Below are 22228 nucleotides of genomic sequence, written 5' to 3' on the forward strand. Positions count from 1 at the left end.
CACACCACTAGCGCCCTACCCGCCAGTAACCCTATGGTTCCCCGCACGCCATCTGCCCCACTCATCATGCCCCTGACACCACTGCCATGACGTGAGCCATGACGTGAGAGGACACCCCGCCCCGATGACCACAGGCACCTGGACCCGCCGCATGTCCGTCACCGCCGTCTCCGTGGCCGCCCTCGCCGGACTGGCCGCGCCGGCCCAGGCCGCGACGGAGAGCAGCTCCGCCACGGTCGACTACGCCACCTGGCAGCAGGACTGCCAGTCTGTGATGGACCAGGCCCTGCCCTACCTGAAGCAGCGCATCGCCGCCGCCGAGCCGGGCCAGAAGCAGGCGATCGTCTTCGACATCGACAACACCACGCTGGAGACCGACTTCGGCTTCAGCTACCCCCAGCCGGCCAACAAGCCGGTGCTGAACGTCGCCAAGTACGCCCAGGAGCACGGCGTCTCCCTGTTCTTCGTCACCGCCCGCCCCGGCATCATCTACCTGCCCACCGAGTACAACCTCGAACACGACGGCTACCAGGTCTCCGGCCTCTACGCCCGCGGCTTCCTCGACCTCTTCAAGGACGTCGCCGCCTACAAGACCGCCCAGCGCGCCGACATCGAGAACAAGGGCTACGACATCATCGCGAACATCGGCAACAGCGCCACCGACCTCTCGGGCGGCCACGCCGACAAGACGTTCAAGCTGCCCGACTACAACGGCCAGTTGTCGTAGTCCGCCGCTAGTGCCGCAACAGGCAACGTTCGCCCCGTCACGACGCCCGGCACGCACTCTCGCCGCACCGGACGGAAGCCCAAGTACATCCAGTACGAGGACTTCCGGCCGGCACGCCGAGAGCACGCACCGGACGCCGCTCCTTGACGGGCAAACGTTGCCTGCCGCGGCACTAGGCTCCATCCGTTCGCAGAGACGCACGGGGGTGGCGGATGGAGCCGACGGTACTGGGCGGGAAGCTGGCGTCGAGCCTGATGGGCCCGCTCCTGAAGAAGCTCTTCGTGGCGGACGGGCCGGGCGCGGGGCTGGTGGACAGGCCGGTGCGGCTGAAGAGCCTGGTGTCCTTCCGCGGCGAGAAGCGCGCACTGGTCGAGAAGGACGTGCACAAGCTCGCCGAGCATCTGGTCCGGCAGGCATTCGACTCACCCGGTGAGCCGCCCTTCCGGGCCGGAGAGCAGATCGCGGTCGCCGACGCACTGGCCCGCAGACTGCTCGCCCTCGGCGATCTCGACATGGACGACGTCCAGGCCGTACGACTGGGCCACGTCGATCTGGCCGCCCGGCTGCAGTCCGCGGCGTCCGCGCCCGACGGCCTCTCCTCCGACGCCTGCTACTTCCTCGACTCCGCGACGGAGTGGGCCTGCCTCCAGATCCTGGAGTTCTTCACTCGCCGCTCCACCTTCGTGGCCCGCACACTCGTCGAGCAGACCCGAGCCCAGGCCGAACTCATGGCCAGGATCGATGAGCTGCTCGCCCGCACCCCCCGCCCCGACGCCCGCGACGCCGCCTTCGAACGCCGCTACCGCTCCTACGTCGCCGACCGCCACAACCACATCACCATCTACGGCATCGACCTGCGCGACTCCCCCGACCGCTGGCCGCTCGAAGTGGCCTACCTGAGCCTGGAGGCGACCTCCACCGAGGACCGCACTGTCCCCGAGGACGGCCCCGGTCCGGCCCCCGTCACCTTCCAGCTGCCCGCCGACGAGGCCCTCCTCGCCCACGACCGGGTCCTGTTGCGCGGCGACGCCGGCTCGGGCAAGACGACGCTGGTCCAGTGGCTGGCGGTGACGGCGGCCCGCGAGGGGGCGCACGTCCCGTACCTCCTGCCGCTGCGCACCCTGATCCGCGGTGCCGGTGCCTTTCCCGCCCCCGCCGCCTTCCTGACCACGGTGGACTGCCCGCTGTCCGCCCCGGAGGGCTGGGCGGAACGCGTCCTGTCGGCGGGTCGCGGGCTGATCCTCGTCGACGGTCTGGACGAAATCCCCGACGCCGACCGCAACCGCGCCCGTGACTGGCTCCGCTCCCTCATCCACTCCTTCCCGGGCAACCGCTGGCTGCTGACCTCCCGCCCCACCGCGGTCCGCTCCGACTGGCTCGGCCCGGAAGGCTTCGGTGAACTGACCCTCGCGCCCATGCGCCGGACGGACGTGGCGACCTTCGTCCACCGCTGGCACACGGCGGCCGCAGCCCCGGAGTTCGAGGGCCCGCTCCTCGACTCCCTGCGGACCAAACGCGATCTGGCCCGCCTCGCCACCAACCCCCTGATGTGCGGCCTGATCTGCGCCCTGCACCGGGAGCGGCGCGGCTACCTCCCCACCGGCCGCAAGGAGCTCTACGACGCCGCCCTGGCGATGCTGCTGGCCCGCCGGGACCGGGAGCGGGGCATGGGGGTGGTGGACGCGGTGGAACTCGGAGAGGACGCACAGGTGGAACTGCTCCAGCGCCTCGCCTATGCGCTGGTGCTGAGCGGCCGTACGGAGATGGCCGTGGAGACCGCCGAGACGATCGTGGACCGCTGCCTTCCGTCCCTCGCGCTGCCGCGGGGACAGTGCGACGCGTCGGCCGTCCTCCGCACCCTGCTCCTGCGCAGCGGCCTGATCCGCCAACCTGCCGTCGGCGTGCTGGACTTCGTCCACCGGACCTTCCAGGACTACCTGGGCGCCCGGTACGCGGTGGAGGAGGGCCACCTGGACGTCCTCGCCGGCCACGCGGACGACACCCAGTGGGAGGACGTGATCCGCATGGCGGTGGCCCATGCGCGTCCTCGCGAGCGGGCCTGGCTGCTACGGCAGCTGCTGGCCGGGGAGCAGCCGCGGCTCACCTTGCTGGCACTGGCCTGTCTGGAGCACGCGACGGCATTGGACCCGGCGGTGCGGACGCAGGCGGAGTCACGGGCCGCGGCGCTGATCCCACCCCGTACGAAGGAGGACGCGAAGCTCCTGGCGGAGGCCGACCCCCTGGTGCTGGAACTGCTGCCGGGTCCGGAGGGCCTGAGTGACGAGGAGGCTCTGGCGGTCACCGTGACGGCATCGGTGCTGGGCGCGGAGGAGCCGACGGGGGCGCTGGGGGTGCTGCGACGGTTCCGGGACCATCAGGACCTGGATGTCCGGCGGCAACTGGCGGGGACCTGGAGCCGGTTCGACACCGACGAGTACGCGCTGGAGGTGCTGGACCATCTGCTGCGGACGGACCTCTTCCTCCGCTGCGATTCCGCCGCGGAACTGAGGGCGCTGGCCCGCATGCGGCCCTGGCCCGAGCTCTCCTTCGCCGGCGCACACCCGGTGGAGAGCATCCTTGCCGCGGTGCCCACGCCCGGCCTGGTGACATCGCTCAATCTGTCCGGCAACCCTCACCTCACCGATCTGGGCGTGCTGTCGCCGTTCGGCTCGCTCGGCAGTCTGTGGGTCGACGAGTGCCCGGCAGCCACCGGCCTGGAGCGACTCACCGAACTGCCGCTCACACTGCTCGGTTGCAACGGCGTCGCCGACCTGACGGGGATGCGGTACCTGCGGTCCCTGACCCGCATCACCCTGAGCCAACAGCTGCCGGGCACCGACCTCACGGAGACCCTGCCGTCGGAGGCAGCCCTGGAATTCCTCTTCCTCGGCGCACACAGCACGGAGAGCACGGGACTGCGCGGGCTCCAGCACTGGACCACCTTGCGCACACTCAGCCTGGGTCCGCTGACCAAGGAGCTGACAGTCGCCGACTGGAGGGCGGTCACCGCGCTGCCGAAGCTCACCCATCTGCATCTGAACGCGAGGATCATCCAGGACCTCCCGCACTCCATCGAGTCGATGCCCGAGCTGCCGGGTGTGGAGGAGCTGCGGGTCGCGTCCCTGCGGGGCGCCGAAGACCTCGCTCCCCTGGTACCCCGGCTTCCGGGGCTCCGTTCGGTGATCCTGACCAATCGGCCGGGACACACCTTCTCGGTCTCGCGCTTCGCGGGCCTCTTTCCCGACGCGGAGACAAGCCTCGACCCGCGCTGACGGACGAAGGGGCCGGTGCTCCGAAAAGCACCGGCCCCTCATCTCGGCTCACCCCGGAGGGCTACGCCTCCTTGCTCAGGTTCGGACCGGCACCGCCGGCCGCCTGCTCGATCGGCGGGACGTCGGGGAGGGCCGACTTCTCCTCGCCGCGGAAGGTGAAGGTCTTGCTGTCGCCCTCGCCCTCCGTGTCGACGACCACGATGTGACCGGGGCGCAGCTCGCCGAAGAGGATCTTCTCCGAGAGCGTGTCCTCGATCTCGCGCTGGATCGTGCGACGCAGCGGACGCGCGCCCAGCACGGGGTCGTAGCCCTTCTTGGACAGCAGCTCCTTGGCGGACTGGGAGAGCTCGATGCCCATGTCCCGGTCCTTGAGGCGCTCGTCCACCTTGCTGATCATCAGGTCGACGATCCGCAGGATGTCCTCCTGCGTCAGCTGCGGGAAGACGACCACGTCGTCGACGCGGTTGAGGAACTCGGGCCGGAAGTGCTGCTTGAGCTCGTCCTGGACCTTGTTCTTCATGCGCTCGTAGTTGGACTTGGTGTCACCCGTGGCCGCGAAGCCCAGGTTGAAGCCCTTGGAGATGTCCCGGGTGCCGAGGTTGGTCGTCATGATGATGACCGTGTTCTTGAAGTCCACGACCCGGCCCTGGGAGTCGGTCAGGCGACCGTCCTCCAGGATCTGCAGCAGGCTGTTGAAGATGTCCGGGTGGGCCTTCTCCACCTCGTCGAAGAGGACGACGGAGAACGGCTTGCGGCGGACCTTCTCGGTCAGCTGGCCGCCCTCCTCGTAGCCCACGTAGCCGGGGGGCGAACCGAAGAGACGCGACACCGTGTGCTTCTCGCTGAACTCCGACATGTCGAGGGAGATCAGCGCGTCCTCGTCACCGAAGAGGAACTCGGCGAGGGCCTTGGACAGCTCGGTCTTACCGACACCGGACGGGCCGGCGAAGATGAACGAGCCACCGGGGCGCTTCGGGTCCTTCAGACCGGCACGCGTACGGCGGATCGCCTTCGACAGCGCCTTGACGGCGTCGACCTGGCCGATGACCCGCTTGTGGAGCTCGTCCTCCATGCGCAGCAGACGCGAGGACTCCTCCTCGGTCAGCTTGAAGACCGGGATGCCGGTGGCCGTGGCGAGGACCTCGGCGATCAGCTCGCCGTCGACCTCCGCGACGACGTCCATGTCGCCGGCCTTCCACTCCTTCTCCCGCTTGGCCTTGGCGGCCAGGAGCTGCTTCTCCTTGTCGCGGAGGGAGGCGGCCTTCTCGAAGTCCTGCGAGTCGATCGCGGACTCCTTGTCCCGGCGCACGGCGGCGATCTTCTCGTCGAACTCGCGCAGGTCCGGCGGCGCGGTCATCCGGCGGATGCGCATCCGGGAACCGGCCTCGTCGATCAGGTCGATCGCCTTGTCCGGCAGGAAGCGGTCCGAGATGTACCGGTCGGCCAGGGTGGCGGCCTGGACCAGCGCCTCGTCCGTGATGGAGACCCGGTGGTGGGCCTCGTACCGGTCACGCAGACCCTTGAGGATCTCGATCGTGTGCGGCAGGGACGGCTCGGCGACCTGGATGGGCTGGAAACGGCGCTCCAAGGCCGCGTCCTTCTCCAGGTGCTTGCGGTACTCGTCCAGGGTGGTGGCACCGATGGTCTGCAGCTCACCGCGGGCCAGCATCGGCTTCAGGATGGAAGCCGCGTCGATGGCGCCCTCGGCGGCACCCGCACCGACCAGCGTGTGCAGCTCGTCGATGAACAGGATGATGTCGCCGCGGGTGCGGATCTCCTTGAGCACCTTCTTCAGGCGCTCCTCGAAGTCACCGCGGTAGCGGGAGCCGGCGACCAGGGCGCCGAGGTCCAGGGTGTAGAGGTGCTTGTCCTTGAGGGTCTCGGGCACCTCGCCCTTGACGATGGCCTGGGCGAGGCCCTCGACGACGGCGGTCTTGCCGACGCCGGGCTCACCGATCAGGACCGGGTTGTTCTTGGTACGGCGGGACAGCACCTGCATGACCCGCTCGATCTCCTTCTCGCGCCCGATGACCGGGTCGAGCTTGGACTCACGAGCGGCCTGGGTGAGGTTCCGGCCGAACTGGTCGAGGACCAGGGACGTCGAGGGGGTGCCCTCGGCAGGGCCGCCGGCGGTGGCGGTCTCCTTGCCCTGGTAACCGGAGAGCAGCTGGATCACCTGCTGCCGCACACGGTTGAGATCAGCGCCCAGCTTGACCAGGACCTGGGCGGCGACGCCCTCGCCCTCACGGATCAGGCCGAGCAGGATGTGCTCCGTGCCGATGTAGTTGTGACCGAGCTGAAGGGCCTCGCGGAGCGACAGCTCCAGGACCTTCTTGGCACGGGGGGTGAAGGGGATGTGCCCGGACGGGGCCTGCTGGCCCTGGCCGATGATCTCCTCCACCTGCTGGCGGACCGCCTCGAGCGAAATCCCGAGGCTCTCAAGGGCCTTGGCGGCGACACCCTCACCCTCGTGGATCAGGCCCAGGAGGATGTGCTCGGTGCCGATGTAGTTGTGGTTGAGCATCCGGGCTTCTTCCTGAGCCAGGACGACAACCCGCCGCGCGCGGTCGGTGAACCTCTCGAACATCGTTAATCGCTCCTCAGAGCGGTCAGGCAGTGGGGGGAACTTCCCCTCTCTGTCCTTCCGCAGCTTAGTCCCGCAAGCGGGGACCGCTCATTCCAACTGCCGACACCGTCGATGGCCTCCTGACCCCGAACGCCGACATCTGCTCCAACCCGATGGTGCGAGACGATGTTCCCGCAGGCCAGGCAGTTACCCTTTCCTCCAGTACGCCGATGGCGAACGTGAGACGGCCTCGCCTCCGTGTCGCCCCCTCCCACTAGGGATGTCTTACCCGCTGCTACCGACAGTCCATGCCGTGGGCGCCCGGTCCCTCCGCTATGGGCGAACAACCTTGCGTCTCTCCGTACCCCCGGACGCCCCCGTTCGCGGAACTCCGCGCAGTCGCACGCACACCCAGCGTAACTCGCACGCCTCCCGGACGGTTGCGCCTGGCATGGCTGGCACAGCACCTCTGGCCGCTTCAACGGTCCCTCACCCCCGTCGTCCGTTCGATTCCGCTTCCGGCTCCGGATGCGGCGCCGGCTCCGGTCCGGGCACCTCCCGGCACTGGTACGAGAACGATCTGGGGTGGCCAACGGTGCCCGCGGTGCCCGGAGAGCCGCTGCGGCTGGTCACAGGCGTGCGTTTCGACGTCCTGGAGGTGCCCACGCGGGCGGGTGTGCGGGCGCTCCGGCACCTGGCGCCGGGCTCGCCTGTGGCCCTTCAGGGCGGCCGGATGCGGCTGCTGGTGGCCGTGGGCAGCGCGGAGGAGCTGCCGGGGCTGCTGGCCTGGCTGGAGTGGGGCGCGCCGGCCCTCGATCTCGGCTTGCGGGCGCTGGGCGCCGGGGGCGCGATGGACGCCCCGGTCCGGCCCGGGCCGTCGGCCGCCGTCGTCCGGCCGCCGTCCGGGTCCACCGAGGGACAGGCCGGGCCCGTGCAGGGGGCCGCCGTCTGGTTGCGGCCCCCCGAGTCGGGGTGCGAGGTCGAGGCCTCGCTGCCGACGCTGTCGGCCATGGGGGGCGTCGGAGGCGCCCCCGATCTCGTGCGACTGGTGAACACGCTGGCCACGGAGTGCCACCGCGTCCGGCTGCGGCGCGCGGGCCACGAGCCGGAGGACAGTCAGGCGTTCGCGTCCTCGTAGGCCTGGCGAATCGTCGCCGGAACTCGGCCGCGGTCGTTGACGTCGTAACCGTTCTCCTTGGCCCACGCGCGAATCTGCGCGGTGTCCTGGCTGCCGCCGGAAGCCGCACGGGCCTTTCCGCGTCCGCCGGAAGCACGCCCACCGGTACGCCGGCCGCCCTTGACATAGGGGTCGAGAAGGCCGCGCAGCTTGTCCGCATTGGCGGTCGTGAGGTCGATCTCGTAGGTCTTGCCGTCCAACGCGAACGTCACGGTCTCGTCCGCCTCGCCGCCGTCGAGGTCGTCGACAAGAAGGACCTGAACCTTCTGTGCCACCGGATTTCCTTTCATCGATAACTTCAGGGCCGGGGTGTGCGGCGCCCGCCGTTTCGCCGCCCCCTGTTATATGCAGTACTGCAGTACGTCGGAAAGCAAACCGCTTTTGCGGGAAAAACACAAACCCCTGGGAGAGGCCGAGGGGCCCGCTCCCACCCGGAAACATGCGCGTTTCGGACATAGGGCACCGGGGCAAGGGGGGATGCCCGGAATAGCGGGGGGATCTCCGCCCCATCTCCGTCCATCTCTGCCTCGGCGGCGCCCTTGTCCGTCGCGATCCCTCTCGATCCCTCTCGGCGATCACAGATGCAGAAGCATCCGGCTGTTGCCCAAGGTGTTCGGTTTCACTCGTTCGAGTCCGAGGAACTCCGCGACACCCTCGTCATAGGAACGCAGCAGCTCCGCGTAGACATCGGTGTCCACGGGTGTCTCGCCGATCTCCACGAAGCCGTGCTTCCCGAAGAACTCGACTTCGAAGGTCAGACAGAAAACGCGGCGAACACCAAGCCAACGTGCGGTCTCCAGCAACTTCTCCAGCAACTGATGACCGACACCGGCACCCTTGAGGCTGTGGTTCACCGCGAGAGTGCGCACTTCCGCGAGGTCTTCCCACATCACGTGCAGTGCGCCGCAGCCGACCACCTCGGCGTTGTCGTCGCGTTCCGCGACCCAGAACTCCTGGATGTCCTCGTAAAGCGTCACCGTGGCTTTGTCGAGCAGGATGCGGTCGCGAACGTACACGTCGAGGAGGCGGCGCACGGCCGGGACATCGCTGGTCCGGGCCCGCCGGACGGTGATGGCTTTTGCGGTGACTTCGGGGCGCGTCGCTGACATGAGCGGACGCTATCGCCCGTCGGCGTCCGTCACCGAGCCGGGGTTCTCCTCTCGCGGGGCTTCCCGGTCTTCCCTATCCCTGCGATCCGGACCCTGCACGATGCGTACGGCGTCCCGGAGGGACTGCCGCTGTTCGTCGCTCATCATCCCGAAGAAGGCGACGAGCGCGGCGGCCGGGTTGTCGCTCTGCGACCAGGCCTCGTTCATCAGGGCGGCGGCGTAGGCGGCCCGGGAGGAGACGGCCTCATATCGATAGGCGCGCCCTTCGGCCTCCCGCCGGACCCAGCCCTTCTGATGGAGATTGTCCAAAACGGTCATCACCGTGGTGTACGCGATGGACCGTTCCTGCTGAAGGTCTTCCAGGACTTCTCGAACGGTCACCGGGCGGTTCCACTTCCACACCCGCGTCATGACCGCGTCTTCGAGTTCTCCCAATGGGCGAGGCACAGCTCAGAACAATAGTGGGAGATCCCGCCCATGGCGTGCCGGACGTGCACTTTCACCGACAAAGGCGAACAAAAGGGGCGCGCGACTCGGAAGGTGCGGTATACGGCGAGGGGCGCGGGCCGGCTCTCAGACGCCGTCGGTCTTGGACACGGCGGCCTGGCGGGCGTTCTCCGCGAAGGCCGCGTCGACGGCGGCGTCCTCCTTGGCCTTGGCGGCGCCGCCCTGGGTCTTCACGATCACCCGGACCAGGCCGATGAAGAAGATGGCCATGACGACCGGAGGCACGAGCGCGGAGACGTAGTCCATGGGTCCAGGGTAGCCACGGAGGACCGGGCGAAAGGGGCGGGGTGGGCGAACCACGCCGCAACCCCCCGCCAGCTGCCGTTTTCTCAGCCCGCGGCGAGTTGCTGCGGGGGCCCGGCGGGCGGCGTGGCGGGCCGCCGCCGCGGAAAGACCTCGCCCGGCGTGGGAATGGGCCGCTTCGGCGCGCTGGGCTCGGGAGCCGCGGGCCGCGGCGCGGGCCGCTCCGCGGGCTTCTCCTTGGGCTTCTTCTCCGGTTCCTTCGCCACTCCGCCCGGCAGAGCCGTCAGCCGGACCCTGGAGACCGGTACGGCCGGCGCCGGTACCTTTCGCGCCCCCTGGGCGAGCCGGGCCCGCACGTCGTGCTCGGCAAGCTCCTGGCAGCGGTCAAGAAGGGCGGCGGCACCGGGGTTCCCGCGCAGCGCCCGCAGCGCGGCGAGGTCGTCCGGGGTGGGCCGGTGCCCGGCCGCCAGCGCCTCCTCCAGAAGGGTCAGGTAGCCGACGACGGTCCCCGGCAGGGCGGCCCGGTACCTGGCCAGGTCGGCCACCAGGAAGGCGCGCAGCCGGGCCCCCTCGCCGATCGCCTCGTCGAGCGACTCGGCGAGCCGATGACAGTCCTTGACGTCCTCGGCGGAGACGGGACCGGGGTGAAGGGCGAGGGCGAGAGCACGGCGGAGCACACGCAGCTCCTCCGCACCGAACGCCATGCCGCCGCGGGATCCGTATGGCGTGGGCATGGACCGAAGATACGCGTAAATCAGACAAACTCGACATAGGGGGCATGGTGTGGCGTACACCGTCCACCCGCTCAGCCCCGCACTTTCAGCCCGTCCGGCGAACGGGGACGCAGACCGGTCGGCACCCCATCTCAACCCGTCCGGCGTTTGAGGACGCAGACCGGTCGGAGCCACATTTCAGCCCGTCCGGCGAACAGGGACGCAGACCGGTCGACACCACATCTCAACCCGTCCGGCGAACGAGGACGAAGGCCGGTCGGCACCACATCTCAGCCCGTCCGGCGAACAGGGACGCAGACCGGTCGACACCACATCTCAACCCGTCCGGCGAACAGGGACGCAGACCGGTCGACACCACATCTCAACCCGTCCGGCGTTTGAGGACGAGGCCGCAGGCCGAAGCGGGGGTCCGGGGGCGGCAGCCCCCGAAACGGGCGACCGGACCAGGGGGGTCGAAGGGGGCCCACCCCCTGGAGGACGGGACGGGTAGGGGCGGCGGGGGCGAAGAACCCACCGCCCGCTCACATCCGCGACACGTTCCGCTCGTACACCAGCCGCAACCCCACCAGCGTCAGCCACGGCTCGTGCTCGTCGATCACCGACGACTCCCCCAGCACCATCGGCGCCAACCCGCCCGTCGCGATCACCGTCACGTCGTCCGGATCGTCCGCCAGCTCCCGCGCCATCCGCCCGACCACCCCGTCGACCTGCCCGGCGAACCCGTACACGATGCCCGCCTGCATGGCCTCCACCGTGTTCTTCCCGATCACGCTCCGCGGCCGCGCCACCTCGATCTTCCGCAGCTGCGCGCCCTTGACGCCCAGCGCCTCCACGGAGATCTCGATCCCGGGCGCGATCACACCCCCGACGTACTCCCCGCGCGCGGACACCGCGTCGAAGGTCGTCGCCGTCCCGAAGTCGACGACGATCGCCGGGCCGCCGAACAGCTCGACGGCAGCGACCGCGTTGATGATCCGGTCGGCGCCGACCTCCTTGGGGTTGTCGGTGAGGATCGGCACCCCGGTCTTCACCCCCGGCTCCACCAGCACCGCCGGCACGTCTCCGTAGTACCGCCGGGTGACCTCGCGCAGCTCGTGGAGCACGCTCGGCACGGTCGCGCAGATCGCGATCCCGTCGATGCCGTCGCCCAGCTCGTCGCCGAGCAGCGGGTGCATGCCCATCAGGCCCTGGAGGAGCACCGCCAGCTCGTCCGCGGTACGGCGCGCGTCCGTCGAGATGCGCCAGTGCTCGACGATGTCCTCGCCGTCGAAGAGCCCGAGGACGGTATGCGTGTTGCCGACGTCGATCGTGAGGAGCATGGGGTCACTCCGCCTCGCGCAGGTCCAGGCCGATGTCCAGGATCGGCGAGGAGTGGGTGAGGGCGCCGACGGCCAGGAAGTCCACGCCCGTCTCGGCGTACGCCCGCGCGTTGCCCAGCGTGAGCCGCCCGGACGCCTCCAGGAGCGCGCGCCCGCCGACGATCGCGACGGCCTCCTCGCACTCCCCCGGCGTGAAGTTGTCCAGAAGGATCAGGTCGGCGCCCGCGTCGACGACCTCGCGCAGCTGGTGCAGGGTGTCGACCTCGACCTCGATCGCCAGCTCCGGGAACGCCTCCCGTACGGCCTTGAAGGCCGGTCCGACACCGCCCGCGGCGACCACGTGGTTGTCCTTGACGAGGGCCGCGTCGGAGAGCGACATGCGGTGGTTGACGCCGCCGCCGCTGCGCACCGCGAACTTCTCCAGCGACCGGAGCCCCGGAGTGGTCTTCCGGGTGTCACGCACGCGTGTCTGCGTGCCCTCCAGGGCGTCCGCCCACGCGCGCGTGGCGGTGGCGATGCCGGAGAGCCGGTTCAGGATGTTCAGCGCGCTGCGCTCGGCGGTGAGCAGGTCGCGGGTGCGGGTGGTGATCGAGAGCAGCTTCTGCCCGGCCTCGACCCGGTCGCCGTCCTCCACGTGCCGCTCGACCTCGAACTCGTCGGTGCAGACCACGGAGACCACGGCCTCGGCGACCCGGAGGCCCGCGACCACTCCGGCCTCGCGGGCCACGAAGTCGCCGGTCGACACGGCCTCCTCGGGGATGGTCGCGACGGTCGTCACGTCCAGGCCGCCCGCCAGGTCCTCCTGGACGGCCACGTTGGCGACGTCCTCGACCTCGATGGGGTCGAGCCCGGCGGCGGCCAGCAGTTCGGCGAGCGCGGGGTCGAGCCCGCACTCCAGGTACTCCTCGTCGCCCTCGGCGCCACAGGCACAGCCGTCGCCGCAGCCGCCGCCGTCGGCGAGGGGAAGGTCGTTGGTGCTCACGTCTGTCACTGCTCCTGGTGTGGCTGGTGTGGCCGGGTAGGGGGGAAGTCTGCGGTGTCGGTGGTGCCGACGGCCAGCGTCCGGTCCGGATTCAGCCGTACGACGATGTGCCGCCCCCAGCGGGCGTCGTCGCGGTCGGCGTGGTCCTCGCGCCAGTGGCAGCCGCGGGTCTCCTCGCGGCGGCGGGCCGCCTCGACGAGCACGCGCGCGACGCACAGGAGGTTGGTGGCCTCCCAGGTGTCGACACCGGGCTCGGCGGTCTTGCCGTTCTCGTCCAGGGCGTCGCGGGCGTCCGCGTGCAGCCGCTGGAGCTGTGCGGCGGCCCTGGCCAGGGACTCCTCGGAGCGCAGCACGCCCGCGCCCTCGGTCATGATCCGCTGGATGGCGAAGCGGGTCTCGGGGGCGAGCAGCGGGTGCGCGGGCTTCCCGGGGCGCGCGACCGGTGCGGGCACGCGCGCGTGCAGGCCGTGGTCCGCGCGGGCCGCCGTGATGTCGGCGGCGATGCGCTCGGCGTAGACGAGGCCTTCGAGGAGGGAGTTGGAGGCGAGCCGGTTCGCGCCGTGCACGCCGGTGCACGCGACCTCGCCGCACGCGTAGAGCCCGGGGACGGTCGTGCGCCCGCGCGCGTCGGTGCGTACGCCCCCGGAGGCGTAGTGGGCGGCGGGCGCGATCGGGATGGGCTCGGTGACCGGGTCGATGCCGTGGGCCCGGCAGGCGGCCAGGATGGTCGGGAAACGGTGCTCCCACATGTCGGCGCCGAAGTGCCGGGCGTCGAGGTACATGTGCTCGGCGTCCCGCTCCTGCATGCGCCGCATGATCCCCTTGGCGACGATGTCCCGGGGCGCCAGCTCGGCGAGCTCGTGCTGCCCCACCATGAAGCGGGTGCCGTCCGCGTCGACCAGGTGGGCGCCCTCGCCGCGCACCGCCTCGGAGACCAGCGGCTGCTGGCCCTCCGCGTCCGGGCCGAGGAAGAGCACGGTGGGGTGGAACTGCACGAACTCGAGGTCGCTGACCTCCGCGCCGGCCCGCAGGGCGAGCGCCACGCCGTCGCCGGTCGACACCGACGGGTTGGTGGTCGCGGAGAACACCTGGCCCATGCCGCCGGTGGCGAGGACGACCGCGGGGGCGTGCACGGCGCCCACCCCGTCGTGCTGGCCCTCGCCCATGACGTGCAGGGTGACGCCGGCCGTACGGCCTTCGGCGTCCGTCAGCAGGTCCAGGACGAGCGCGTTCTCGAAGGTGCGCAGCCCACGCGCGCGTACCGCCTCCACCAGGGCCCGGGAGACCTCGGCGCCGGTGGCGTCGCCCCCCGCGTGGGCGATCCGGCGCCTGTGGTGGCCGCCCTCGCGGGTGAGGTCGAGGCCGCCCTCGGAGGACTCGTCGAAGATGGCGCCGGTGTCGATGAGCCGCCGGACCGCGCCGGGGCCCTCGGTGACGAGGATCCGTACGGCGTCCTCGTCGCAGAGGCCGACGCCGGCCGTCAGGGTGTCCGCGAGGTGCTGTTCGGGGGTGTCGCCCTCGCCGAGGGCCGCGGCGATGCCGCCTTGCGCCCAGCGGGTGGAGCCGTCGTCCAGGCGGGCCTTGGTGACGACGACCGTGGTGAGCCCGGCGGCCTGGCAGCGCAGGGCCGCGGTCAGGCCGGCCACCCCGGACCCGACGACGACCACGTCCGCCGAGATGCTCCACCCAGGGGCGGGCGCGTGCAGCCGTATGCCGGTGCTGGTGCCGGTACTGCTGGTGCCTGTGCTGGTCACGAGGCGGCTCCGAGGGTTCCGAAGGTGAGCGGAATGTTGTCGATCAGCCGGGTCGTCCCGACCCGGGCGGCGACGGCGAGGACGGCCTCTCCGGTGAAGTCGTCGTCGATCTCGGTGAAGTCGGACGGGTCGACCAGGGCGAGGTAGTCCAGTTCGAGCGGCGGGTCGAAGTGGACGGCCTCGTCCAGGACCTGCCGGGCGGCGGCGCGGACCGCCGCTGCGGCGTTCGGCACGGCCTTGGCGACGGCGTGCGCGTCGGCGGCCGCCCGGGACTCGCCTATGGCGCTGAGCGCCTCGGCACGCGCCCGCGTGGACGGCACCTCGAGCGCCCGCGCGCGCAGTGCCTCCTGGGCCGCGTGCCGGTCGCGGCCGGCGAACAGCGCGCGGGACAGGGTGAGCGCCGTGCGCCGGTCGTCGACGGACAGGTAGCGGTTGCGGCTGGACAGCGCGAGCCCGTCGGACTCGCGGACGGTCGGCACGCCGATGATCTCGATGCCGAAGTTCAGGTCGCGCACCATGCGCCGGATCACGGCCAGCTGCTGGGCGTCCTTCTGCCCGAACAGGGCCGCGTCGGGCCGGGTGAGGTGCAGCAGCTTGGCGACGACGGTGAGGACGCCGTCGAAGTGCCCGGGGCGGGAGGCGCCCTCCAGGACCGTGCCCATGGGACCGGCGGTGACCCGCACCTGGGGCTCCCCGCCCGGGTACACCTCGTCGGCGGAGGGGGCGAACACCACGTCCGCACCGGCCTGTTCGGCGATCTTCAGGTCGGCGTCCAGGGTGCGCGGGTAGCGGTCGAGGTCCTCGCCGGCACCGAACTGGAGCGGGTTGACGAAGACGGTGACGACGACCTCGCCGTCCGGGCCCGCGATCTCGCGCGCGGCCCGGATCAGGGTGGCGTGGCCCTCGTGCAGGGCGCCCATGGTCATCACGACGGCACGGCGGCCGTGCCGCGTGCGTGCGTGCAGTTCGTCGGCGGTGCGCAGCAGGGCGGTGCTCATCGGGAATTCCCCTCGGTGCCGTCGGTACCGGTCGTGCCGTTGCCGTTGCCGTCGTGGCCGCCCTTGGCGAGGACGCCGAGCAGGTCCTCGGCGAGCTCCGGCTTCAGCAGGCCGTGCGCGAGGGCCCGGTCGGCGGTCGCGCGGGCCATCGCCAGGTAGCCGTCGACGGCCTGCGGTGCGTGCCTGCGCAGCTCCGTGACGTGCGCGGCGACGGTGCCCGCGTCCCCGCGCGCGACCGGCCCGGTCAGCGCAGCGTCACCGGAGCGCAGGGCGTTGTCCAGGGCGGCGCCGAGCAGCGGGCCGAGCATCCGGTCGGGGGCCTCCACACCGGCCGTGCGCAGCAGCTCCATGGCCTGGGCGACCAGGGTGACCAGGTGGTTGGCGCCGAGGGCGAGGGCCGCGTGGTAGAGCGGGCGGTTCTCCTCGAAGATCCACTCCGGTTCGCCGCCCATCTCGATGACCAGGGCCTCGGCGGCCAGCCGCAGCTCCTCCGGCGCGGTGACCCCGAACGAGCAGCCCGCCAGCCGCTGCACGTCCACCGGCGTCCCGGTGAAGGTCATCGCCGGGTGCAGGGCCAGCGGCAGCGCGCCCGCGCGCAGGGCCGGGTCCAGGACCTTCGCGCCGTAGCGCCCGGAGGTGTGCACGAGCAGTTGGCCCGGGCGTACGGCGCCGGTCTCGGCGAGACCGGCGACCAGGCCGGGCAGGGCGTCGTCCGGGACGGTCAGCAGGACCAGGTCGGCGCGCTGGAGGACCTCGGCGGGGGGTACCAGCGGGACGTCGGGCAGCATCGCCTCGGCGCGCCGCCTGGAGGCGTCGGAGACCCCGGAGACGGCGACCGGGCGGTGCCCTGCGAGCTGCAGGGACGCGGCCAGGGCGGGACCCACCCGGCCGGCGCCGACCACGCCGACGGTGAGCCGCGCGGGGCGGTCACTGGGGTCTGGCTGTTGGACTGTACTCACGCGAGGGTGGCCTTCCCGTTCCAGTCCGCTCTGGGTACCGGACGATTTCTCGTCATGTTAACGCTATCCGGTCCGGGGCCGATCGGCCGTCCACAGGCTGTGGGTGACGGATCACACCGGTGGTGCGGAGGAAAATGACGGGCCACCGGCCGCCGTGCCACGGCATCATCCACGGCATGAGTGATACGGCCACGGCCCAGGACGAGCAGCCGAAGGAATCCCTGTCCGCGGAGGACCGGATGCGGGAGCGGCGCTCCCGCGCCTATCGGGAAGCCACCCGCGTCCTCGCGCGCGTGGGCGCGCGGTCCTCGCTCCGGGAACGGCTCGCGGGGCTCCAGGAGGCGGCTCCCGGGGTGTACGACCTGGACGAACCGTCGGACCTCTACGGCAACGGCGTCGTCGAGGCCCTGGAGCGGCGCGTCGCGGCCCTGCTGGGCACGGAGGCCGCCGCGTTCTTCCCGACCGGCACGATGGCCCAGCAGGTCGCCCTGCGCTGCTGGGCGGCCCGCACCGGCAACCCCACGGTCGCCCTGCACGCTCTCGCCCACCCCGAGGTGCACGAGCGCAACGCCTTCCGCGAGGTGGCCGGCCTGCGCACCGTGCGCGTCACCGGCGAGCCCCGGTTCCCCACCGCCCAGGAGATACGCGACGTCGCGGAGCCCTTCGGGGCGCTGATGCTGGAGCTGCCCCTGCGGGACGCCGGTTTCGTGCTGCCCTCCTGGGAGGAACTCACGGAGCTGGTGGAGGCGGCGCGGGAGCGCGACGCGGTGGTGCACTTCGACGGCGCGCGTCTGTGGGAGGCCACCGTCCACTTCGGGCGCCCCCTGGCCGAGATCGCGGACCTCGCGGACAGCGTCTACGTGTCGTTCTACAAGTCCCTCGACGGCTTCGGCGGCGCCGCGCTGGCCGGCCCGAAACTCCTGGTCGAGGAGGCGAAGACCTGGCGCCACCGCTACGGCGGCATGATCTTCCAGCAGTTCCCGGCCGCCCTCGCGGCCCTGGCCGGCCTGGACCGCGAGCTGCCCCGCCTCCCGGACTACGTCCGCCACGCGCGCGTGGTCGCCGCGGCGCTGCGGGACGGCTTCGCCGAGGCGGGCGTCCCCTGGTCCCGCATCCACCCCGAGCCACCGCACACCCACCAGTTCCAGGTCTGGCTGCCGTACGACGCCGACGTGCTGCTGGAGACGGCGCTGCGCCAGGCCGAGGAGACCGGCACCTACCTCTTCTCCGGCTTCTGGGAACAGAAGGGCCCGGGCCTGTCGATGACCGAGGTGACGGTGACGCAGGCGGGACTGGAGTGGACGACGGAGGACGTGAGAGCGGCGGTCGCGGCCTTCGCTTCACGGCTGCCTGGAACGCCGCGATCTGGAGCGTCCCTCTAGGGGCGCGGGGAACTGCGCGAGCAACCACCCCGGCCCTCAGCCCCCTCCCCGGCCCCCCGCCGCACCCGGCCCCCCTAGGCGCCCGGCCCACCCACGTCGGGGCACCGTGCACGATGGGCATATGAGCGTACGTATCGACATCGCGGAGCTGCGACCGGAGCGGGTCACCGTCGTGCCCTCGCCGCTCGCCGAGCTCGGCATGGCGCTGCACGCCCTGTCCGAACCCGGCCACCACCCCGGCCTGCAGGGCTGGGCGACCGGCGTCGCCGCCCGCATGGAACCGCATCTGGCCGACCGGATGTGCGAGGCGGACTTCCTGTGGCGCACGACGTTCTCGGACCTGTTCCTGCCGTACGCGGCGGTGCCCGGCGCCCTCCCGGCCGGCACGCTCGCGGCGGAGCTCGACCAGCTGGACAGGCTGACGGACGAACAGTTCGTGGACGCGGCCCTGGAGTTCGCGTGCGTGCTCACGTACTCCACGCGGGCGCCGGCGCTCCTGTCGGATCCCCCCGGGCGCCGCAGGGCGCTGGAGGCGGCCGCCTCACGGGGCCCGCAGCAGGCCCGGTTCGCCCGGCGGCTGCTGGACGACCCGCCGGGCGTGCGCGCGTGGCTGCGCCGGTTCCTCGAGGACTGCGCCGCGGCGTTCTTCGACGACGCCTGGTCGCGGCTGCGCCCCCAGCTGGAGGCCGACGCCCGGCACAAGACGGAGCTGCTGCGCCGCAGGGGGCTGGCCGAGGCGCTGGCGGCGGTCTCACCCGCCGTGACGCTCGACGGGACGGGCGCGCGGATCACCGTGGACAAGCTCACCGACGGCCACGCGCGCGTGGCGGCCGACGGCCTGCTGCTGGTGCCCACCAGCCTGGGCCGGCCGCATCTGATGGTGCTGCACCGCTACGGCTGGCAGCCGGTGCTGCACTACCCGGTCGGCTCGCCCGAGCTCGCCCCGCCCGCGTCCGTGGAGGAACTGACGCTGCGGATGGCGGCGCTGTCCCATCCCGTGCGGATGCGGCTGTGCCGGCACCTGGCGCGCAGCGCGTACACCACCGGCGAGCTGGCGCAGATGCACGGCCTGTCGGCGCCGGAGGTCTCCCGGCACCTGGGCGTGCTCAAGAAGGCGGGCCTGGTCACGACGCGCCGCCGCGGCCGGTACGTCCTGCACCAGCTGGACGTCACCGTCGTCGCCCGCCTCGGCAGTGACTTCCTGGAGGGGATGCTCCGCTAGCCGCGAGGCGCCGAGCGGCCCCCGAAGGGGCGCTGGGGGCAGGAATCGCGCGACCAGCCACGACGGCGCCGCGGACGACGGGCGGCGGCAGACAGGCGGCGGCAGACGGCACACCGGCGGGCCACTGCCGGCGGCAGCGCCTAGCCGTGGCCGCCGCCCGCCCGTACCAGCCCCGTCTCGTAGGCCAGCACGACCACCTGCACGCGGTCGCGGAGGCCGAGCTTGGTCAGGATGCGGCCCACGTGGGTCTTCACGGTGGCCTCGGACAGCACCAGCCGGCTCGCGATCTCGCCGTTCGACAGGCCCTGGGCGACCAGCACCATCACCTCGCGCTCGCGTTCGGTGAGCCGGTCCAGTTCCTGGTGCCGGGGCTCCCTGCCCGCGGAGGGCAGCATCGGCGCGAAACGGTCGAGGAGGCGCCGGGTGGTGGAGGGCGCGACGACGGCGTCGCCGCTGTGCACGGAACGGATGGCGGCCAGCAGTTCGCCCGGGGGCACGTCCTTGAGCATGAAACCGGAGGCGCCCGCCTTCAGCCCCGAGAAGGCGTACTCGTCGAGGTCGAAGGTGGTCAGGATGAGCACCTTGGGCGCGTCGGGCTGCTCGCAGATGCGGCGGGTGGCCTCCACGCCGTCCAGCTTGGGCATGCGCACGTCCATGAGGACGACGTCCACGGCGGTGGACTTCAGTACCTGGAGGGCCTCGACGCCGTCGCCCGCCTCCGCGACGACCTCCATGTCCGGCTGGGCCGCGAGCACCATCCGGAACCCGGTGCGCAGCAGCACCTGGTCGTCGACGAGCATCACGCGGATCGTCATCGGGTCCTCTTCCGTTCCTTGGTTTTTCGTTCTCGTTCGTCCCCTCGGCCTGGGGGCGTGACAGGTGTCAACCGGGGGCGTGCGTCTGTGTCAATGCGCTGGTTTGAGCGGCAGCAGGGCACTGATGCGGAATCCTCCGCCAGGGCGGGGGCCCGCGTCGAGGGTGCCCCCCACCATGCCGACGCGTTCGCGCATGCCGATCAGACCGTGCCCCTGGCCGTCGGCGCCGCCCTCCTCGTACATCTCGTGCGGGGCGCCCTTGCCGTCGTCCTCGACCAGCAGACCGAGTCCGTCGTCGAAGTAGACCAGCCGCACACTGGCACCCGCGTTGGGGCCGCCGTGCTTGCGGGTGTTGGTGAGCGCCTCCTGCACGATCCGGTACGCCGTGAGCTCGACGCCGCTGGGCAGCGGGCGCGGGGTGCCCTCGACCTTGAAGTCGACGGGCAGGCCCGAGGTGCGGCACTGCTCGACGAGGTCGTCGATCTGCTCGACGTCGGGCTGCGGGACGTACTCGCCGACCTCCTTGTGCTCGCCGGTGCGCAGCACGCCCAGCAGGCGGCGCATCTCGGCAAGGGCCTGACGGCCGGTGGAGGAGATCGTCTCCAGGGCTATCTTCGCCTGGTCGGGGGCGGCGTCCAGGACGTAGGCGGCGCCGTCGGCCTGGACCACCATCACCGAGACGTTGTGCGCGACCACGTCGTGCAGCTCGCGCGCGATCCGGGCGCGCTCCGCGGCGACCGCGACCTTGGCCTGCGCCTCGCGCTCCTTCTCCAGCCGGGCGGCGCGCTCCTCCAGCTGCGCGAAGTAGGCGCGGCGGGTGCGCATGGAGTCGCCGAGCACCCAGGCGAGCACGAACGGCGCCGTCTGGAACAGCACGATCGCGACGTGCCCCGGGAAGCTCGCCTCCTGCTGCGGCCACCGGATCTGCGCCAGGGGCGCGGCGCCCAGCCCGGCGTAGAAGCCGAACCGGGACGCCCAGCGGGCGCCGACGGCGGCGTTCGTGCACACGATCACCAGCATGGCGAAGTTGGCGAAGGTCGTCTCCACGTCCAGCACCAGCTGGGCCAGGCCGGTGGCCGCGGCCAGCAGCAGCATCGGCTCCGGGAACCGGCGGCGCAGCGCGACGACGACACTCATCACGACGGACACGGCCAGCATGGCGGCCCTGGATCCGTGGTGTGCCTGGGCCTCGCCGAGCTTCCAGATGCTCGCGCCGGAGATCCCGAGCAGGACGACGGCCCAGAAGCTGTCGACCCATGTCGGGTGCCTGCGGAGGAAGTCATAGAGGCGCTGCACGTAACCCAGAGTAGGGAAGCGTGATAGGTGCAGGGGTCAACCGGAGGGCCGATCCCTGTTCCGCACGCGTACTCCGCAAGGTGGAGAAGGTGATCACCTGTGCGCCTAGTCTGGCCCGGTGACGGATGAGGCGACGCGAGAGACGGCGGACGACGCCCGTGGCTGGCGTGCGGCCACCGAGGCGGCCCTGTACGGCCCCGGCGGCTTCTACCGCCGCCCGGAGGGCCCGGCCGGGCACTTCCGTACGTCGGTGCACGCCTCGCGGCTGTTCGCCGGGGCCGTGGCCGAACTGCTGTGCCGGGTCGACGAGGCCCTGGGCGGCCCCGAGGAGCTGGACTTCGTCGACATGGGCGCCGGCCGGGGCGAACTGGTCACCGGCGTGCTCGCGGCCCTGCCCGCGGACGTGGCGGCACGCACGCGTGCGTACGCGGTCGACCTCGCCGACCGCCCGCCGGGCCTGCCCGACCGGATCACCTGGCTGACCGAGCTCCCGCGCACGGTCCGGGGCCTGCTCTTCGCCAACGAGTGGCTGGACAACGTGCCGGTCGAGGTGGCCGAGGTGGACCCGGCCGGGGTGCCCCGTCTGGTGCACGTCCGGCGGGACGGCACCGAGCTGCTCGGCGAGCGCGTGTCGGGCGCGGAGGCGCAGTGGCTCGCGCGGTGGTGGCCGCTGGGCGCCGAACCGGGCCTGCGCGCGGAGATCGGGCTGCCCCGGGACCGGGCGTGGGCGTCGGCCGTCACCAGCCTCCAGCGGGGCCTCGCGGTGGCCGTGGACTACGCGCACACCCTGGAGACGCGCCCTCCGTTCGGGACGCTGACCGGCTTCCGCGAGGGCCGGGCGACGGCCCCCGTGCCGGACGGGGCGTGCGACATCACGGCGCATGTGGCACTGGACGCCTGCACGGCGCTCGACCCGGCGCTCAGGCTGCCCGAAGCGCTCCTGTGCACGCAGCGCGACGCCCTGCGCGCCCTCGGCCTGGTCGGCGCCCGCCCGCCGCTCACCCTCGCCTCCACGAACCCCGCCGCATACGTGCGCGCCCTCGCGACCGCGGGCGAGGCCGCGGAACTCACCGCCCCCGGCGGCCTCGGCGACTTCCTCTGGCTGCTCCAGCCGGTGGGCGTCGAGGACGCGCTGCTCTAACGCACGCCCCGCGGGTTCCTGCTCG

At 71.8% G+C, this 22228-nt stretch carries 19 protein-coding genes; 6 read left to right on the top strand and 13 right to left on the bottom strand.

Going from position 1 to position 22228, the window contains the following annotated elements; all coding sequences use genetic code 11:
- Nucleotides 1-124 precede the first annotated feature (124 nt).
- Together BLW82_RS18830 and BLW82_RS18835 are read left to right on the top strand one after the other, a co-directional pair.
- Nucleotides 125-727, top strand: a complete 603-nt coding sequence (locus BLW82_RS18830) for an HAD family acid phosphatase (RefSeq protein ID WP_093500002.1) — start codon at nucleotides 125-127, stop codon at nucleotides 725-727.
- A gap of 212 nt (nucleotides 728-939) precedes the next feature.
- Complete coding sequence (locus BLW82_RS18835; RefSeq protein WP_093500004.1) at nucleotides 940-3999, top strand: NACHT domain-containing protein; 3060 nt, start codon at nucleotides 940-942, stop codon at nucleotides 3997-3999.
- Nucleotides 4000-4060: 61 nt separating this feature from the next.
- On the opposite strand, the gene BLW82_RS18840 is transcribed toward BLW82_RS18835, so the two are convergent.
- Nucleotides 4061-6586 (bottom strand): ATP-dependent Clp protease ATP-binding subunit, encoded by a 2526-nt coding sequence (locus tag BLW82_RS18840; protein ID WP_093500006.1) that lies wholly within the window; start codon nucleotides 6584-6586, stop codon nucleotides 4061-4063.
- A 430-nt stretch (nucleotides 6587-7016) separates the two neighbouring features.
- Between BLW82_RS18840 and BLW82_RS18850 the strand changes: the two genes are divergently transcribed.
- On the top strand, nucleotides 7017-7703 hold the full coding sequence (locus BLW82_RS18850) for an SCO3374 family protein (protein ID WP_093500010.1): 687 nt from the start codon (nucleotides 7017-7019) through the stop codon (nucleotides 7701-7703).
- Here BLW82_RS18850 and BLW82_RS18855 read toward each other — a convergent pair.
- From BLW82_RS18855 to BLW82_RS18900, 10 genes are all read right to left on the bottom strand, one after another.
- Nucleotides 7682-8017: a histone-like nucleoid-structuring protein Lsr2 gene (locus tag BLW82_RS18855; RefSeq protein WP_093500012.1), complete on the bottom strand. Its 336-nt coding sequence runs from the start codon at nucleotides 8015-8017 to the stop codon at nucleotides 7682-7684. The two genes, BLW82_RS18850 and BLW82_RS18855, sit on opposite strands and share 22 nt — an antisense overlap.
- Before the next feature lie 300 nt (nucleotides 8018-8317).
- Nucleotides 8318-8851, bottom strand: coding sequence for an amino-acid N-acetyltransferase (locus BLW82_RS18860; protein ID WP_093500014.1), 534 nt, complete (start codon nucleotides 8849-8851; stop codon nucleotides 8318-8320).
- 9 nt (nucleotides 8852-8860) lie between these two features.
- The gene (locus BLW82_RS18865) at nucleotides 8861-9262 is read right to left on the bottom strand and encodes a BlaI/MecI/CopY family transcriptional regulator (RefSeq protein WP_093500016.1); all 402 of its coding nucleotides are present in this window, start codon (nucleotides 9260-9262) and stop codon (nucleotides 8861-8863) included.
- 162 nt (nucleotides 9263-9424) lie between these two features.
- Complete coding sequence (locus BLW82_RS18870) at nucleotides 9425-9604, bottom strand: hypothetical protein (protein WP_093500017.1); 180 nt, start codon at nucleotides 9602-9604, stop codon at nucleotides 9425-9427.
- An 83-nt stretch (nucleotides 9605-9687) separates the two neighbouring features.
- On the bottom strand, nucleotides 9688-10305 hold the full coding sequence (locus BLW82_RS18875) for a hypothetical protein (protein ID WP_093500019.1): 618 nt from the start codon (nucleotides 10303-10305) through the stop codon (nucleotides 9688-9690).
- A gap of 551 nt (nucleotides 10306-10856) precedes the next feature.
- Entirely contained in the window at nucleotides 10857-11654 is a 798-nt protein-coding gene (locus BLW82_RS18880) for a type III pantothenate kinase (RefSeq protein ID WP_089099902.1), read from the bottom strand.
- Between the two features lie 4 nt (nucleotides 11655-11658).
- Nucleotides 11659-12636: a carboxylating nicotinate-nucleotide diphosphorylase gene (gene nadC, locus BLW82_RS18885; RefSeq protein WP_093500021.1), complete on the bottom strand. Its 978-nt coding sequence runs from the start codon at nucleotides 12634-12636 to the stop codon at nucleotides 11659-11661.
- A 5-nt stretch (nucleotides 12637-12641) separates the two neighbouring features.
- The gene (locus BLW82_RS18890; protein WP_093500023.1) at nucleotides 12642-14390 is read right to left on the bottom strand and encodes an L-aspartate oxidase; all 1749 of its coding nucleotides are present in this window, start codon (nucleotides 14388-14390) and stop codon (nucleotides 12642-12644) included.
- Nucleotides 14387-15388 carry a pantoate--beta-alanine ligase gene (panC, locus tag BLW82_RS18895; protein WP_093500025.1) on the bottom strand — a complete coding sequence of 334 codons (1002 nt, stop codon included), beginning with the start codon at nucleotides 15386-15388 and terminating at the stop codon, nucleotides 14387-14389. The genes BLW82_RS18890 and panC overlap by 4 nt, the downstream gene beginning before the upstream one ends.
- A complete protein-coding gene (locus BLW82_RS18900) occupies nucleotides 15385-16347 on the bottom strand; it encodes a Rossmann-like and DUF2520 domain-containing protein (protein ID WP_093500026.1) in 963 nt (320 codons plus the stop codon). Before BLW82_RS18900 ends, panC begins: the two co-directional genes overlap by 4 nt.
- 176 nt (nucleotides 16348-16523) lie before the next feature.
- Here BLW82_RS18900 and BLW82_RS18905 point away from each other — a divergent pair, with 176 nt between their 5' ends.
- Complete coding sequence (locus BLW82_RS18905) at nucleotides 16524-17729, top strand: threonine aldolase family protein (protein ID WP_093508130.1); 1206 nt, start codon at nucleotides 16524-16526, stop codon at nucleotides 17727-17729.
- 121 nt (nucleotides 17730-17850) lie between these two features.
- On the top strand, nucleotides 17851-18951 hold the full coding sequence (locus tag BLW82_RS18910; RefSeq protein WP_093500028.1) for a DUF5937 family protein: 1101 nt from the start codon (nucleotides 17851-17853) through the stop codon (nucleotides 18949-18951).
- Nucleotides 18952-19091: 140 nt separating this feature from the next.
- Here BLW82_RS18910 and BLW82_RS18915 read toward each other — a convergent pair whose 3' ends face one another.
- Both BLW82_RS18915 and BLW82_RS18920 read right to left on the bottom strand, forming a co-directional pair.
- Nucleotides 19092-19766 carry a response regulator gene (locus BLW82_RS18915; RefSeq protein WP_093500030.1) on the bottom strand — a complete coding sequence of 225 codons (675 nt, stop codon included), beginning with the start codon at nucleotides 19764-19766 and terminating at the stop codon, nucleotides 19092-19094.
- Between the two features lie 90 nt (nucleotides 19767-19856).
- Nucleotides 19857-21062 carry a sensor histidine kinase gene (locus BLW82_RS18920; protein WP_093500032.1) on the bottom strand — a complete coding sequence of 402 codons (1206 nt, stop codon included), beginning with the start codon at nucleotides 21060-21062 and terminating at the stop codon, nucleotides 19857-19859.
- A gap of 118 nt (nucleotides 21063-21180) precedes the next feature.
- Between BLW82_RS18920 and BLW82_RS18925 the strand changes: the two genes are divergently transcribed.
- On the top strand, nucleotides 21181-22203 hold the full coding sequence (locus BLW82_RS18925) for an SAM-dependent methyltransferase (protein ID WP_093500034.1): 1023 nt from the start codon (nucleotides 21181-21183) through the stop codon (nucleotides 22201-22203).
- The last annotated feature ends 25 nt before the right edge of the window (nucleotides 22204-22228 follow it).

The organism is Streptomyces sp. Ag109_O5-10 (assembly GCF_900105755.1).
In the GTDB taxonomy this organism is placed as follows: Bacteria; Actinomycetota; Actinomycetes; order Streptomycetales; family Streptomycetaceae; genus Streptomyces.

Excerpts from the sequence above, each read along its gene's own strand:
- panC (WP_093500025.1), bottom strand. The coding sequence starts at position 15,388 with ATGAGCACCGCCCTGCTGCGCACCGCCGACGAACTGCACGCACGCACG.
- BLW82_RS18915 (WP_093500030.1), bottom strand. The coding sequence starts at position 19,766 with ATGACGATCCGCGTGATGCTCGTCGACGACCAGGTGCTGCTGCGCACC.
- BLW82_RS18840 (WP_093500006.1), bottom strand. The coding sequence starts at position 6,586 with ATGTTCGAGAGGTTCACCGACCGCGCGCGGCGGGTTGTCGTCCTGGCT.
- BLW82_RS18870 (WP_093500017.1), bottom strand. The coding sequence starts at position 9,604 with ATGGACTACGTCTCCGCGCTCGTGCCTCCGGTCGTCATGGCCATCTTC.
- BLW82_RS18880 (WP_089099902.1), bottom strand. The coding sequence starts at position 11,654 with ATGCTCCTCACGATCGACGTCGGCAACACGCATACCGTCCTCGGGCTC.
- BLW82_RS18865 (WP_093500016.1), bottom strand. The coding sequence starts at position 9,262 with ATGACGCGGGTGTGGAAGTGGAACCGCCCGGTGACCGTTCGAGAAGTC.
- BLW82_RS18850 (WP_093500010.1), top strand. The coding sequence starts at position 7,017 with ATGGCTGGCACAGCACCTCTGGCCGCTTCAACGGTCCCTCACCCCCGT.
- BLW82_RS18875 (WP_093500019.1), bottom strand. The coding sequence starts at position 10,305 with ATGGCGTTCGGTGCGGAGGAGCTGCGTGTGCTCCGCCGTGCTCTCGCC.
- BLW82_RS18910 (WP_093500028.1), top strand. The coding sequence starts at position 17,851 with ATGAGCGTACGTATCGACATCGCGGAGCTGCGACCGGAGCGGGTCACC.
- BLW82_RS18835 (WP_093500004.1), top strand. The coding sequence starts at position 940 with ATGGAGCCGACGGTACTGGGCGGGAAGCTGGCGTCGAGCCTGATGGGC.
- BLW82_RS18830 (WP_093500002.1), top strand. The coding sequence starts at position 125 with ATGACCACAGGCACCTGGACCCGCCGCATGTCCGTCACCGCCGTCTCC.
- BLW82_RS18860 (WP_093500014.1), bottom strand. The coding sequence starts at position 8,851 with ATGTCAGCGACGCGCCCCGAAGTCACCGCAAAAGCCATCACCGTCCGG.
- BLW82_RS18905 (WP_093508130.1), top strand. The coding sequence starts at position 16,524 with ATGAGTGATACGGCCACGGCCCAGGACGAGCAGCCGAAGGAATCCCTG.